Source organism: Streptomyces sp. NPDC056061 (assembly GCF_042266885.1).
Classification (GTDB): domain Bacteria; phylum Actinomycetota; class Actinomycetes; order Streptomycetales; family Streptomycetaceae; genus Streptomyces.
The window spans coordinates 1-14,727 of sequence record NZ_JBHJWQ010000044.1; the positions used below are offsets into that span (position 1 = coordinate 1).

Here is a 14,727-nt window from a genome sequence, read left to right on the forward strand (position 1 = left end):
TGCTGCGTCCACCTCACTCAAAGCGGGCGCCCCGCCCAGTTCCGCCCCACTCCGGCGAATCGGACGAACGCTGACCTTGCAACGGACCCTGGGTCGTGACCGACCCCCGGGACATCGCCCAATACGTGGCGAAGTTCGAGGGTTTCGCCCAACAGGCGCTTCCGGGGGCCGAGTCGGTGGAGCTTCTGAGATCCATCAGCGACGAGCTGTTGCAGCAACAGTAGAGCGGCTGCTGATGGCGACCGCTTTCCTGCGTGGCCTACTTGTCGAAAATGAACAAGATGTGGCCCGGCACGGGGCCCCGAGGATTGTTCCGGTCGCACCGAATCGGTCCGCTGCGCGGACACCCTGTCGCAGACTGGCCCCATGACCACCGCACCGGACAGCAAGAGCGATCTCCACTACTACCTCCAGTCCGCCCGCGACGCCCTGCTGTGGAAACTCGAAGGGCTCCCGGAGTACGACGTCCGCCGCCCCTTCACGCCGACCGGCACCAACCTTCTGGGCCTGGTGAAGCACGCGGCCAGTGTCGAACTCGGTTACCTGGGCGACACGTTCGGGAGGCCGTCCGGCATACCGCTGCCCTGGGTCGCCGCCGACGCCGCCCCCAACGCCGACATGTGGGCCACCGCCGACGAGTCACGGGAACAGATCGTGGGGCTCTACCGGCGCGCCTGGGCGCACGCGGACGCGACGATCGACGCGCTCCCGCTCGACACGGTCGGCAGGGTGCCGTGGTGGCCCGACGACCGGGACGAGGTGACGTTGCACCACGCCGTGGTACGCGTGATCGCGGACACCCATCGGCACGCCGGGCACGCCGACATCCTCCGGGAACTCGCGGACGGGGCGGTCGGCATGAACAAGGGGAACGACAACATGCCGCCGGGCGACGCGCAGTGGTGGGAGAACCACCGGAACCGGCTGGAACGCGCGGCCCGCGAGGCCGGGGGCCACGCCTGAACCGGACAACGGCAAGGGGCGGCGGGCCCATCGGCCCGCCGCCCCACCCGGTCGCGTACGCGTATCGGTGTTACTGGACGACCGTGATCCGGTCCGCCGCCGGCGGGGCCAGCGGGGCGGCGGCCGAGGAGTGGGCCGCCAGGTAGGCGTTGAACACGTCGAGGTCGGACGGGCCGACCAGCTTGTTCGTGCCCTCGCCAAGGGCCGCGAAGCCGTCGCCGCCGCCCGCGAGGAACTCGTTCATCGCGACACGGTAGGTCTTCGCCGGGTCGATCGCCTCACCGTTCAGCTTGATGGTGTCGGTGACCACGCGGGCCGCACCCGACTTCGTCATGTCCAGGGTGTAGGTGAGCCCCTTCGAGACCTGGAGGATCTTCGGGCTCGCCTCGTTCGGGCCGCTGACCTGCTGCTGGAGCGCGGTGACCAGCTGGGCACCGGTCAGGTCGACGACGTTCATCATGTTGGTGAAGGGCTGCACGGTGAAGGACTCGCCGTACGTCACCACGCCGTCGCCCTCGTCGCCGGACGCCTTGTGGACCAGGTCCGCGCGGATACCGCCGGGGTTCATCAGGGCGACGACCGCCCCGCCCTTGTCCTCGGCGGCCAGGCCCTCCAGCTGTGCGTCCGCGATCAGGTCGCCGAGCGGCTTCTCGGGGGCCGTGGAGCCGCGGCCGTTGATGTCGGCGGTGATGTAACCCTGCGGCTTGTTCGCGATCGGGGCCGCGAGGGCGTTCCAGCGCGCGATCAGGGCCGTCATGTCGTTGGCCTTGGGCTGGTCACGGGTGACGATGTGGTTGACCGACTTCGGGTTGTGCGCGCCGGCCGACTTCACCGATGTCCGGACGATGTCCTTGGTGCGGCGGTCGTAGGTGAGGGTCGTGTCCGTGTACAGCTTGCCGAACGACGACGCGGAGGTGACCATGCGCGGGTTGCCCGCCGGGTCCGGGATGGTGCACACGTACGCCTGGTGGGTGTGGCCGGTGACCAGCGCGTCGACCTTGGGCGTGATGCCCTTGGCGATGTCGGTGATCGGACCGGAGATGCCGTCACCGGTGCCGGAGCTGTCGCAGTCGTAGTTGTACGAGGTGGAGGCGGGCAGCCCGCCCTCGTGGATCAGCGCGACGATGGACTTGACGCCCTGCCGGTCCAGTTCCTTGGCGTACTTGTTGATCGTCTCGATCTCGTCGTGGAACTTCAGGCCCTTGACGCCGTTGGCCGTGACGATGTCCGGGGTGCCCTCCAGGGTCACGCCGATGAAGCCGATCTTGACGCCGTTCTTCTTCCAGACCGTGTACGGCTTGAGGATCGGCTTGCCGGTCTTCTCCTTCGTCACATTGGCGGCGAGGTAGGGGAAGTCCGCGCCCTTGAACTTCTTGCCCTTCTCGTAGCAGCCCTCGACCGGGTGGCAGCCGCCGTTCTGGAGGCGGGCCAGCTCGGTGGCGCCCTCGTCGAACTCGTGGTTGCCGACCGACGTGACATCGAGGTCGAGCTTGTTGAGCGCCTCGATGGTCGGCTCGTCGTGGAAGAGACCGGACAGCAGCGGGCTCGCGCCCACCATGTCGCCGCCCGCGGCGGTGATCGAGTACGGGTGGCCCTTGCGCGCGGTGCGGAGCGAGGACGCGAGGTACTCGATGCCACCGGCCGGAATCGCCTCGACCGTGCCGTCGGCCTGCGTCTCGTTGACCGTGCCGGCCGAGCCGGCCGGCGGCTCCAGGTTGCCGTGCAGGTCGTTGAAGGACAGCAGCTGCACATCGACGGTGTTGCCCGGCTTGTGGTGCCCGTGCCCGTGGCCGTGACCGTTCCCGTGGCCCCGGTCCTGGGCGCCGGCCGGCATCGCGGCGACGAGCGCGCCGACGGTGGCGAGCCCGGCCGCGGCGGCCAGCACCCGCCGGGACGCGCGGTTCTTCTGCGGTGTCGCTGACATCGGTCCCCTTGTGAGTTCAGCGGAGTTCTGAGGGTGGTGACGAGTCTGGAGACGTCGTGCGCAGCCTAGGGTCAACGCGCGTAGCGCGACAGATGTTCGTGGTTACGAACTGGTTGCCATGCGGTCGGAAACGGGAGCAATGCCCACCCATCACCCGTATGGCCCACGTATGTACGCAGAATCATCACGGCACGCATGAACCCCGGAAACCCGGTCGTCCGGGAGGCGTTCCACCCCGCCCCGGGAAGGGGGCATCACCGCAAGCTGCCGAGTTCCGGCTCCCGGCCCGGCCCGCCCGCGCAAGCGCCCCCCAACCCCCGCCTCGCCCCCGTACGCTCGTACACATGACGACTGACGTACCTCTGCCCGCTCCCGGACGGGAGATCCAGACGCTCGACGTGCTCTCCTCCGAACAGGCCGGGGCCGTGGCCGAGCTGCTCGCCGAGGCGGCCCGGTCCGACGGCATGCAGGCCGTGTCCGAGCAGGGGCGGCTGCAACTGCGCGGCGGGCGGCGCGAGGGGGTGCGGCACCTGCTGCTCAGCAGCGGACCCGTCCTGGTGGGGTACGCGCAGCTGGAGGACACCGATCCGGTCGAGGCGCCGGCCGCCGAGCTGGTGGTGCACCCGGCGTACCGCGGGCAGGGCCACGGGCGGGCCCTGGGTGCGGCGCTGCTCGCCGTGACGGGCAAGCGGCTGCGGGTGTGGGCGCACGGCGGGAAGTCCGCGGCCCGGCACCTGTCCCAGGTCCTCGGGCTCTCGCTCTTCCGCGAACTGCGGCAGTTGCGCCGCCCGTTGGTCCCGCTGGACATCGCCGAACCGGTACTGCCGCCCGGTGTCACCATCCGCGCCTTCGTGCCCGGCGAGGACGACGCCGCGTGGCTCGCGGTGAACCGTGCCGCCTTCGCCCACCACCCCGAGCAGGGGTCGCTGACCCAGCGCGATCTGGACGACCGCAAGGTGGAGCCCTGGTTCGACCCGAAGGGCTTCTTCCTCGCCGAGCGCGACGGCGAACTGATCGGCTTCCACTGGACGAAGGTGCACGCCGAGCAGCAGCTCGGCGAGGTGTACGTCCTCGGCATCCGGCCGGACGCGCAGGGCGGCGGCCTCGGCAAGGCGCTCACCGCGATCGGGCTGCGCCACCTGGCCGCGCAGGGGCTGCCGACCGCGATGCTCTACGTCGACGCGGACAACAAGGCGGCCCTGACGGTCTACGAGCGGATGGGCTTCGCGACGCACGAGGTGGACCTCATGTACCGCACGGAGACCTGAGCCCGGCCCCGGTCCCGGCCCTGATCCCGGTCCCGGCCCCGGCCCCGGCCCCGGCCGCGAGGGGCCCGTCGGAGCCCGACGGCAAGGGGCGTCGTCATCCGGACAGCATGGGTCCGCTTGACGTCGCCCCTTTCTTGCCCCAGGCTTTCACTACTTAGCTAGGGAAAGGGGGAACTATGGCAGAGCCGGCAGCGATCGAGTACCGCATCGACCGACGCAGCGGTGTCGCCACGTACCTCCAGATCGTCCAGCAGACCAAACAGGCCCTCCGGCTCGGCCTGCTGGAGCCCGGTGACCGGCTGCCCGCCGCGCGGGAGGTCGTCGAGGCCACCGCCATCAACCCGAACACCGTGCTCAAGGCGTATCGGGAGCTGGAACGCGAGGGCCTAGTCGAAGGCAGGCGCGGGCTCGGCACGTTCGTGACGGGGACGCTCGGCGGCGCGGCGGCCTCCGACGACGGCGCGCTGCGTGCCGAACTCGCCGACTGGGCGCGGCGGGCCCGCGCAGCCGGGCTGGAGAAGGACGACGTGAGCGCGCTCTTCACCGCCGTACTGGACAGGACTTTCGAGGGGGATCGGACCGGATGACAGGCGCTGCGATCGAGACCGTCGGCCTCGGCATGAAGTACCGGAAGAGGGGAGGTGGCTGGGCGCTGCGCGACTGCTCGTTCCGGTTGCCCGCCGGGCGCGTGTGCGCCCTGGCCGGCCCGAACGGCGCGGGCAAGTCCACGCTGCTCTCGCTGGCCGCGGGCGTCCTGCGCCCGTCCGAGGGAACGCTGCGGGTACTGGGCGGGGAGCCCGGCGAGGCACGGGAGCGGGTGGCGTTCGTGGCGCAGGACAAGCCGCTGTACCCGCAGCTGACGGTGGCCGGGACGCTCTGGGCGGGTGCCGAGCTGAACCCGGACACCTGGGACGGGGGCACCGCCGAACGCATCGCCGGGCAGCTCCCGCGCGACGCCAAGGTGCGTGACCTCTCCGGTGGTCAGCGCACCCGGCTCGCACTGGCCCTCGCCCTGGGCAAGCGGCCCGCGCTTCTCCTGCTGGACGAGCCGATGGCCGACCTCGACCCGCTGGCCCGCCACCAGCTGATGGGTGCGCTGATGGCCGAGGCCGCCGACCGCTCCACGACCATCGTGATGTCCTCGCACATCCTCACCGAGCTGGAGAACGCCTGCGACTACCTGCTGCTGGTCGACGGCGGCCGGGTCCGGCTGGGCGGCGGGACGGACGATCTGCTGGCCGCGCACGCCCTCCTCACCGGCCCGGTCCGGGACACCTCCCCGCACACCGTCGTCGAGTCCCGTACGGCGGGGCGCGTGCAGACGACCCTGGTGCGCAGGCAGGGGGCCGTCGACACCACCGTCTGGGAGGCCGTCGAGCCCTCCCTGGAAGAACTGCTGCTGGCACACCTGCGGTCGCCGGAGGCACCCGCCCTGCTCACGCCGAGCGCCGGGGCGACCGGGAACGAGGTGGCGGCGGCGTGAGCACGCTCGGTCTCCCCGGCCCGGCCCGGGTCGTGCTGCGCCAGCACCGCGGCACCCTGTGGATCACCGGCGTCCTCGCACTCGTGGGGATCGTCGCCCTCGCCGCCGTCTGCCTGTGGCCGAGAGCCGCGGTCAGCGCGTACGCGGCCTCCGGCTGCTCGATCGAACACACGGTCTCGGGCTGCGGTGACGTCGTCCGCCGGTTCCTCGACTCCGAGATGCGGCTCACGCACGCCATCCGTTACGCGGGCCTGGCGATGCTGCTGCTGCCCGTGTTCATCGGCATGTTCGTCGCCGGGCCGATGATCGGCCGTGAGCTGGAGAGCGGCACGTACAAGCTGTCATGGACCCAGTCGGTCCCACCGGCGCGCTGGCTCGCGACCAAACTCGCGGTACCGGCCGCGCTGTCCCTGGCCGGGGTCGGTGTCCTGTCGGCGGTCTGCCGCTGGGCCCAGGCGCGGGTCGACCGGACGTACTACCCGGTGAACCGGTACGAACGTCTCGCATACGGCTCGATCGGCACCGTCCCGTTCGGCTACGCCCTGTGCCTGCTGGCCCTGGGGGCGCTCGCCGGGCTGCTGCTGCGGCGCACCGTGGCCGCGATGGTCGCCACCGCGGCCGGATTCGCCGTGCTGGTGGAGGCGCTCGACATCGTGCGCGACGGCCTGTGGCCCACGATGACCCGGGCCTACGGGCTGAAGGGCACGTACACGCTTCCCGACGGGGCCCTCAATGCCGGGGGCGGCTGGCTGACCGGGGACGGCGCGCGGCTGTCCGGGGACACGTGCCGTGAGTGGGTGCCCGGCTTCCGGCAGTGCCTTGCCGACCACGGCATCAACCGGCGCTTCGTCGACTACCACCCCGCCTCGCACTTCTGGCCGCTCCAACTCGTCGAGACGGGCATCCTGCTCGCCCTGGCAGCCCTCGCAGTGCTCCTTGCCTTCCGGGTGCTGCGCCGCCGCCACGGCTGAGCGGGCCGTCGGCGCGGCAGGAAGCGGTGTGCCGCACATGGCACACCGCTTCCTGCACGTCATGTCGCCGTTACCAGCCATTCAGAAGGGCTTGCCACCCTCACAGAATGCAGCCAGCTGTGCCGACCCCCCGCAACGGGAGAAATCCCGACGGAGAACGCGCGAACCGCACGAGCCCCATGAACCGCACGGGACGCACGGACCGTGCCGAGCGCATGGACCGCACGGGACGCACGGAACGGACCGAACGCACCGAACGCACGGGACGCGCCGCGCGCACGGAACGTCCGACCAGCACGGATGCCCCGGCCACCGCCGAAACCGACCACCCGAACCCGGTGTCACCGGCGCTTCCCACCCCTTCCGACGCGCCCGGGAGGCGCTCGGCGCGGAAGAATGGGTTCATGAGCCAGCAGCCCAGCTCCGAGGTCCCGGTCCAGCCCGCCGTGCAGCCGTCGGTCGGCTCGCTCGCCGCACACCGGCCGCACGCCGTCGCCTCCTCCTCGCACAACGGCGCCGCGCTCTCGACCGCCGCGGACCTCGATCCCGACATCGACAACGACGTCGACGCGTACGAGCCCGACATCGACGGCGACGAGCTGCCCCACGACCGTTTCCTGGACCGGGAACGCAGTTGGCTCGCGTTCAACGAACGGGTGCTCGAACTCGCCGAGGACCCGGCGACGCCCCTTCTCGAACGGGCTAATTTCCTCGCCATCTTCGCCTCGAACCTCGACGAGTTCTTCATGGTCCGGGTGGCCGGGCTGAAGCGCCGCATCGCCACCGGCGTCGCCACCCGCTCCGCCTCCGGCCTCCAGCCCCGCGAGGTCCTCGACCTGATCTGGACCCGCTCGCGCGAACTCATGGCCCGGCACGCCGCCTGCTACCAGCAGGACGTCGCTCCCGCCCTCTCCGACGAGGGCATCCAGCTGATCCGCTGGCCCGAACTCACCGAGAAGGAACAGGCCCGCCTGTTCACCTTCTTCCGGCAGCGCGTCTTCCCCGTGCTGACGCCGCTCGCGGTCGACCCGGCGCACCCCTTCCCGTACATCTCCGGGCTCTCGCTCAACCTCGCCGTCGTCGTCCGCAACCCGGTCAGCGGCCACCGCCACTTCGCGCGGGTCAAGGTGCCGCCGCTGCTGACCCGCTTCCTGGAGGCGTCGCCGCAGCGGTACGTGCCCATAGAGGACGTCATCGCCGCCCACCTCGAAGAGCTCTTCCCCGGCATGGAGGTCCTCGCCCACCACACGTTCCGGGTCACCAGGAACGAGGACCTGGAGGTCGAGGAGGACGACGCCGAGAACCTCCTCAAGGCCCTGGAGAAGGAACTCATGCGGCGCCGCTTCGGCCCGCCGGTCCGCCTGGAGGTCGAGGAGTCCATCGACCCGTACGTGCTGGACCTGCTGGTCCGCGAGCTGAAGGTGTCCGACGCCGAGGTCTACCCGCTGCCCGGACCGCTCGACCTCACCGGACTGTTCGGCATAGCCTCCCTGGACCGGCCGGAACTGAAGTTCCCCAAGTTCATCGCCGGCACCCACCGCGACCTCGCCGAGGTCGAATCCGCCTCCGCGCCCGACATCTTCGCGGCGCTGCGCGAACGCGACGTGCTCCTGCACCATCCGTACGACTCGTTCTCCACCTCCGTGCAGGCGTTCCTGGAGCAGGCCGCCGCCGACCCCGACGTCCTCGCCATCAAGCAGACCCTGTATCGGACCTCCGGCGAGTCGCCGATAGTGGAAGCCCTCGTCGACGCCGCCGAGTCCGGCAAGCAGGTCCTCGTGCTCGTCGAGATCAAGGCCCGCTTCGACGAACAGGCCAACATCAAGTGGGCCCGCAAGCTGGAGGAGGCCGGCTGCCACGTCGTCTACGGACTCGTCGGCCTCAAGACCCACTGCAAGCTCTCGCTCGTCGTGCGCCAGGAGGGCGACACCCTGCGCCGCTACGCGCACGTCGGCACCGGCAACTACCACCCCAAGACGGCACGGCTGTACGAGGACCTCGGCCTGCTGACGGCGGACCCGCAGGTCGGGGCGGACCTCTCCGACCTGTTCAACCGGCTCTCCGGCTACTCCCGCCGCGAGACCTACCGCCGCCTCCTGGTCGCCCCCAGATCGCTGCGCGACGGGCTGATCACCCGGATCAACAAGGAGGCCACCCACCAGCGGGCCGGGCGGACCGCCTACGTCCGCATCAAGGTCAACTCCATGGTCGACGAGGCCGTCATCGACGCCTGCTACCGCGCCGCGATGGCGGGCGTACCGGTGGACATCTGGGTGCGCGGCATCTGCGCGATCCGCCCCGGCGTACCCGGCCTCTCCGAGAACATCCGGGTCCGCTCGGTCCTCGGCCGCTTCCTGGAACACTCCCGGGTCTTCGCCTTCGGCAACGGCGGCGAACCCGAAGTGTGGTTCGGCAGCGCCGACATGATGCACCGCAACCTCGACCGCCGGATCGAGGCCCTGGTCCGGGTCACCGACCCCGCCCACCGCGCCGCGCTCAGCCGTCTCCTGGAGACCGGCATGGCCGACACCACCTCCTCCTGGCACCTGGGTCCCGACGGGAACTGGACCCGGCACTCCACGGACGCGGACGGCCAACCGCTGCGACACGTACAAGAAATGCTCATTGATGCCCGGAGGCGCCGGCGTGCGACGCCATGACCACCACACGACGACGCAAGCGGACGTTACGGCGGGGGCGGTGCTCGCACCCTACCTCCAGGAGCAGGCCGCCGCGTTCCTCCGCAGCCTGCGCCTGCACCGCGAGAACAGCGCCCCCACGGACGCCGGACCCCACACCGCCGAGGAGGCCGTCGCCGCACTGCGCCGCTCGTCCCGCCGGATCGGCGGCACCCTGCACACCTTCCGGGCGGCGCTGGACCCGGCCTGGGCCGAACAGCTCCGCGCCGAACTCGCCTGGCTGTCCGGCACCCTGGCCCGGGAACACGCCTACGCGACCCGGCTGAACCGGCTCCTCGAAGCACTGCACAACCTGTCCGGCACCCCGCTGCCCGCCGCCCGCAAGTCACCGGGCACCGGCCCGGACGACAAGGAACGCGCCGCCCTCGGCGTCGGCGCCGCCCGCGCCGGGGCCCTGCTCGAACGGCAGCTGACCCTCGCCCGGACCCGCGCCCACTCCACCGCGCTCCAGGCGCTCGGCTCCTCCCGCTTCCACGCGGTGGCCGACGCCGTGGCGCTGCTCGCCTCCGAGGTCCCGCTCGCCCCGGCGGCCACCGCCCCGGCCGACGAACTGCTGCGCCTCCCCGCCGACCGGGCCGAGCAGCAACTGCTGGGCGCGGTGTCCGCGCTGTCGGCGGACGAGGCGGGACAGCCGTACAACGAGGCGCAGGACGCGCCCTGGCACCGGACCCGGCTGCTGCTGCGCCTGCACCGGTACGCCCACGAGGTGGTCCGGGGCGCTCCGGACCCGGTCCTGGCTGCGGCGGGGCGCGCACTCGACCTGCACCGGGACGCGGCGGAGGCCGCCGCCGCGGCTGCCTCGGCGGCCCGCACGCCCCGGATCGCCCCCACGACCGCGTACGCCCTCGGGGTGCTCCACGCCGATCAGCGGCACGAGGTGCGGGCGGCACGCGGAATGTTCCGGACGAGCTGGCCGTACGCGGCGGCGGTGACCGCGTCATGAACCGGCCGCCCGCGCCGTGGGGGACGCGGAGGACGTGGAGGACGTGGAGGACGGTGAACCGCGTCACAGCGGCAGTGACCGGGCCGGGAGGAGCGGTGACCCCGTCATGAGCGGGACGCCCGCGTCCGAGGGCCGCGCTGGGGGAGGAACCGTGCGGGACCATGCCGGTGAGCCCGTCGGCAAGCGGTCCGCGAACCGGCCGGTGCTCGCCGCGGGGTGCCTGCTGTGGCGGCGCTCGGAACGTTCCGGCGCCCTGGAGGTCTGCCTGGTCCACCGGCCCCGTTACGACGACTGGTCGCATCCCAAGGGCAAGCTCAAGCGCGGCGAGTCGGCACTGGACGCCGCCCGCCGCGAGGTCCTGGAGGAGACCGGCCACCACTGCGCTCCGGGCGCCGCGCTCCCCACGGTCCGGTATCTGGTGAACGGGCGGCCCAAGGAGGTCTTCTACTGGGCGGCCGAGGCGACCGGCGGCTCGTTCGTGCCCTGCTCCGAGGTGGACCGGGTGAGCTGGCTCGCCCCGGAGGCGGCCCGGGACCGCCTCACCCAGCAGCACGACCGCGACCTCCTCGACGCCTGGCTCGCCGCACCGCCCGACGCCCGACGCCCGACGCCTGACGCCTGACGCCTGACGCCTGACGCCTGACGCCTGACGCCAGGCTCCCGACAGCGCCGCCCGAGGCCCGACACACCCCTCGCCGGCCCGCCCGGCACCCGACGCCGCCACGCGCGGCGAGGCCGGGGGCGGACGGGGTGTGACCGCGCACACCCCGGGCAGATGGCCAGAACCGCACCGTCCGACACGGTTCACCTCCCGTTCACCAACCCCCGTAAACCACTTCACCTGCCCTGCCTAACTTCGGCGGTGCACGGTGCACGGCGCAACGCCGGAGCACCCACCACATCGCGCGCCGTCGGAGAACGAAATGGCCTCGGCGGCTCCTGGAAGGAACACCCGAAAGTGAAGCTTCAGCGCAAGAACCGGCTTCGTGCCACCGCGCTCGGTGCCCTCGCCGTCTCCGGCGCCCTGGTCCTCACGGCGTGCGGTTCGGACGACAACAGCAACGGGTCCACCGGCGGCAACGGCGGCGGCAAGACCAGCGCCGCGTCGAACATCAAGTGTGACGACGCAAAGGGCCAGCTGCCCGCCTCCGGCTCCAGCGCGCAGAAGAACGCCATGGACCTCTGGGCCAAGAACTACATGGCCGGCTGTTCCGGTGTCGAGATCAACTACAAGTCGTCCTCCTCCGGTGAGGGCATCGTCGCCTTCAACCAGGGCACGGTCGGCTTCGCCGGTTCCGACTCGGCGCTGAAGCCCGAGGAGGTCGCCGACTCCAAGAAGATCTGCAAGGGCGGCCAGGGCATCAACCTCCCGATGGTCGGCGGCCCGATCGCCATCGGTTACCACCTGGAGGGCGTCGACAACCTGACGCTGGACGCCCCCACCCTCGCCAAGATCTTCGACACGAAGATCAAGAAGTGGAACGACCCGGCGATCGCCAAGCTCAACAGCGGCGTGAACCTCCCGGACAAGGCCATCCAGCCCTTCCACCGCTCCGAGGACTCCGGCACCACGCAGAACCTCGGCAAGTACCTGAACGCCGCCGCGCCGAGCGACTGGAAGTACGAGGCCGAGAAGAAGTGGCCGGCCCCCAACGGCCAGGCCGCGTCCGGCTCCTCCGGTGTCGCCTCCCAGGTGAAGGCGGTCGACGGCTCGATCGGCTACTTCGAGCTCAGCTACGCCACCTCGCAGTCGATCTCCACCGTCGACATCGCCACCGGTGCCGCCGCCCCGGTCAAGGCCACCCCGGAGAACGCCTCCAAGGCCATCGCCGCCGCCAAGATCAAGGGCACCGGCAAGGACCTGGCGCTGGAGCTCGACTACGCGACCAAGGCCGACGGCGCCTACCCGATCGTCCTGGTGACCTACGAGGTCGTCTGTGACAAGGGCAACAAGGCCGAGACCCTGCCGACGGTCAAGTCCTTCCTGAACTACACCGCCGGTGACGAGGGCCAGAAGCTCCTCACCGACGCCGGCTACGCGCCGATCCCGGCCGAGATCAACGCCAAGGTCCGCGAGACCATCGCCTCCCTCTCGTAACCGGAGCACGCGGGCCGAGGCACCCGGCCGAGGCCCGCAGGCACCCCTCGCAACACGCAAGGCAACACGAGCACGACCCGCAACACCAGTAGCACCCGCAAGACGAGCAACACCGGCAGCACCCGCAACACCGGCAGCACCCGCAACACCCGCAACACCCGCAACACGAGAAAAACGAGCAACACCCGGCGGACCGGCCCGGTGCACCCATCCGGACCGGTCCCGCCCCACCCATCCGGTGCACCGCCGCCAGGGGAGCCACGCCGCTCCCCCACACAGACCGGAAAGACCATGGCTTCCACCACACCGATAGACACGCCGCCGGCCTCGCCGGTGGCGCCCGGCCGCGCCAGGCCCAGGACAGGGCGCGCGGGCGACAAGATCTTCCTCGGGCTCTCCCGGGGTTCGGGCATCCTGCTGCTCGTGATCATGGCGTCGATCGCCGTGTTCCTCACCTACCGCGCCTCGCTCGCCATCGCCGACAACGAGGGCAACTTCTTCACCACCTTCGACTGGAACCCGGCGGGCGACCCGCCGGTCTTCGGCATCGCGGTCCTCCTCTTCGGCACCGTCGTCAGCTCGGTCATCGCCATGGCCATCGCCGTCCCGGTCGCCGTCGGCATCGCCCTGTTCATCTCGCACTACGCGCCGCGCAAGCTGGCCGCGCCCCTCGCCTACGTCGTCGATCTGCTCGCCGCAGTGCCGAGCATCGTGTACGGCATCTGGGGCGCCCTCTTCCTCGTCCCGTACCTGGAGGGCCTGAACCTCTGGCTCGACGAGTTCTTCGGCTGGACCTACATCTTCGAGAAGACCGAGGTCGGCGTCGCCCGCTCGCTCTTCACCGTCGGCATCCTGCTCGCGATCATGATCCTGCCGATCGTGACCAGTGTCAGCCGCGAAGTGTTCCTCCAGGTTCCCCGGATGAACGAGGAAGCCGCCCTCGCGCTCGGCGCCACCCGCTGGGAGGTCATCCGCCTGTCGGTGCTGCCCTTCGGCCGCTCCGGCGTGATCTCCGCCTCGATGCTGGGCCTGGGCCGCGCGCTCGGCGAGACGATGGCCGTCGCCACGGTCCTGTCGCCGAGCTTCATCGTCTCCGGGCACCTGCTCAACCCGGGCGGCGGAACGTTCGCCCAGAACATCGCGGCGAAGTTCGACGAGGCCAACCAGTACGGGCGGGATGCCCTGATCGCCTCCGGCCTCGTTCTCTTCGTCCTCACCCTGCTGGTCAACGGCGCGGCCCGGCTCATCATCGCCCGCCGCAAGGAGTACTCGGGGGCCAACGCATGACCCAGGCAGCCAACACCGGCATCCAGGAGATCCCCGCCCCCGTGGTCACCGCCCCCCGCAGCAGCATCGGCACCCGGTCGCTCCCCCGCTGGGCGCCCGTCGGCTTCGCCGCCGTCGCGCTCGTGCTGGGCGTCGGCACCGGCGCCCTCGCGGGCTGGCACAGCCGCACCCAGTGGGGACTGTTCTCCGCCCTCCTCTTCGTCGTCATCTCGTACGTCACGACGTCGGTCGTCGAGAACCGCCGCCAGGCCAAGGACCGGCTCGCCACCAGCATCGTCTGGGTGTGCTTCCTGCTGGCCGTCGTGCCGCTCGCCTCGCTGCTGTGGACCACGGTCAGCCGGGGTGCCGGCCGCCTCGACGGCTACTTCCTGACCCACTCGATGGCCGGGGTCCTCGGCTCCGAGGCGACCGGCGGTGTCTATCACGCGCTGATCGGAACGCTGGAGCAGGTCGGCCTCGCCACCCTGATCTCCGCGCCGCTCGGCATGCTGACCGCCGTCTACCTGGTGGAGTACGGCAAGGGTGCGCTGGCCAAGGCCGTCACCTTCTTCGTCGACGTCATGACGGGCATCCCGTCCATCGTCGCCGGTCTCTTCATCCTCTCGATCATGCTGATGACCAAGACCCAGCCGTCCGGTCTGATGGGCTCGCTCGCCCTCACGATCCTGATGATTCCGGTCGTGGTCCGCTCCACCGAGGAGATGCTCAAGCTCGTCCCGAACGAGCTGCGTGAGGCATCGCTCGCCCTCGGCGTCCCGAAGTGGCGCACCATCCTGAAGGTGGTCCTGCCGACCGCGCTCGGCGGCATCACCACGGGTGTGATGCTCGCGATCGCCCGCATCGCCGGTGAGACCGCGCCGATCATGCTGCTCGTCTTCGGCAGCCAGCTGATCAACACCAACCCCTTCGAAGGCGCCCAGTCCTCGCTCCCCTTCTACATCTGGGAGCAGTACAAGGTCGGCACGGAGCAGTCCTACGACCGCGCCTGGGCCGCAGCCCTGGTGCTGATCGCCTTCGTCATGATCCTCAATCTGGTGGCCCGCGGCATCGCCCGCTGGAAGGCCCCGAAGCACTGAATATGCGGCTCCGCC

The 14,727-nt window shown here is 70.9% G+C and carries 13 protein-coding genes; 12 read left to right on the plus strand and 1 reads right to left on the minus strand.

Translation table 11 applies throughout. The annotated features are described in order from the left end of the window. The first annotated feature begins 95 nt into the window (after positions 1 to 95). Both ACFC79_RS35025 and ACFC79_RS35030 read left to right on the plus strand, forming a co-directional pair. Positions 96 to 224, plus strand: coding sequence for a hypothetical protein (locus ACFC79_RS35025; protein ID WP_376248892.1), 129 nt, complete (start codon positions 96 to 98; stop codon positions 222 to 224). A 142-nt stretch (positions 225 to 366) separates the two neighbouring features. Continuing rightward, the gene (locus tag ACFC79_RS35030; RefSeq protein WP_376248893.1) at positions 367 to 963 is read left to right on the plus strand and encodes a DinB family protein; all 597 of its coding nucleotides are present in this window, start codon (positions 367 to 369) and stop codon (positions 961 to 963) included. Between the two features lie 70 nt (positions 964 to 1,033). Here ACFC79_RS35030 and ACFC79_RS35035 read toward each other — a convergent pair whose 3' ends face one another. Beyond that, positions 1,034 to 2,887 carry a bifunctional metallophosphatase/5'-nucleotidase gene (locus ACFC79_RS35035; protein ID WP_376248895.1) on the minus strand — a complete coding sequence of 618 codons (1,854 nt, stop codon included), beginning with the start codon at positions 2,885 to 2,887 and terminating at the stop codon, positions 1,034 to 1,036. 344 nt (positions 2,888 to 3,231) lie between these two features. Here ACFC79_RS35035 and mshD point away from each other — a divergent pair, with 344 nt between their 5' ends. From mshD to pstA, 10 genes are all read left to right on the plus strand, one after another. Beyond that, positions 3,232 to 4,155, plus strand: coding sequence for a mycothiol synthase (mshD, locus tag ACFC79_RS35040; RefSeq protein WP_376248897.1), 924 nt, complete (start codon positions 3,232 to 3,234; stop codon positions 4,153 to 4,155). Positions 4,156 to 4,331: 176 nt separating this feature from the next. After that, entirely contained in the window at positions 4,332 to 4,742 is a 411-nt protein-coding gene (locus tag ACFC79_RS35045; protein WP_376248899.1) for a GntR family transcriptional regulator, read from the plus strand. After that, positions 4,739 to 5,638, plus strand: a complete 900-nt coding sequence (locus ACFC79_RS35050) for an ABC transporter ATP-binding protein (RefSeq protein WP_376248900.1) — start codon at positions 4,739 to 4,741, stop codon at positions 5,636 to 5,638. The genes ACFC79_RS35045 and ACFC79_RS35050 overlap by 4 nt, the downstream gene beginning before the upstream one ends. Beyond that, positions 5,635 to 6,609 carry a hypothetical protein gene (locus ACFC79_RS35055; RefSeq protein ID WP_376248902.1) on the plus strand — a complete coding sequence of 325 codons (975 nt, stop codon included), beginning with the start codon at positions 5,635 to 5,637 and terminating at the stop codon, positions 6,607 to 6,609. The genes ACFC79_RS35050 and ACFC79_RS35055 overlap by 4 nt, the downstream gene beginning before the upstream one ends. A gap of 404 nt (positions 6,610 to 7,013) precedes the next feature. Next, complete coding sequence (locus tag ACFC79_RS35060; protein WP_376248904.1) at positions 7,014 to 9,269, plus strand: RNA degradosome polyphosphate kinase; 2,256 nt, start codon at positions 7,014 to 7,016, stop codon at positions 9,267 to 9,269. Continuing rightward, on the plus strand, positions 9,238 to 10,251 hold the full coding sequence (locus ACFC79_RS35065; RefSeq protein WP_376248906.1) for a CHAD domain-containing protein: 1,014 nt from the start codon (positions 9,238 to 9,240) through the stop codon (positions 10,249 to 10,251). Before ACFC79_RS35060 ends, ACFC79_RS35065 begins: the two co-directional genes overlap by 32 nt. Before the next feature lie 106 nt (positions 10,252 to 10,357). After that, entirely contained in the window at positions 10,358 to 10,873 is a 516-nt protein-coding gene (locus tag ACFC79_RS35070) for an NUDIX hydrolase (protein ID WP_376248908.1), read from the plus strand. A gap of 336 nt (positions 10,874 to 11,209) precedes the next feature. Continuing rightward, on the plus strand, positions 11,210 to 12,349 hold the full coding sequence (pstS, locus tag ACFC79_RS35075) for a phosphate ABC transporter substrate-binding protein PstS (protein WP_376248910.1): 1,140 nt from the start codon (positions 11,210 to 11,212) through the stop codon (positions 12,347 to 12,349). A gap of 291 nt (positions 12,350 to 12,640) precedes the next feature. Further along, positions 12,641 to 13,636 carry a phosphate ABC transporter permease subunit PstC gene (gene pstC / locus ACFC79_RS35080; protein WP_376248911.1) on the plus strand — a complete coding sequence of 332 codons (996 nt, stop codon included), beginning with the start codon at positions 12,641 to 12,643 and terminating at the stop codon, positions 13,634 to 13,636. Further along, positions 13,633 to 14,712, plus strand: a complete 1,080-nt coding sequence (gene pstA / locus ACFC79_RS35085) for a phosphate ABC transporter permease PstA (RefSeq protein WP_376248913.1) — start codon at positions 13,633 to 13,635, stop codon at positions 14,710 to 14,712. The genes pstC and pstA overlap by 4 nt, the downstream gene beginning before the upstream one ends. The last annotated feature ends 15 nt before the right edge of the window (positions 14,713 to 14,727 follow it).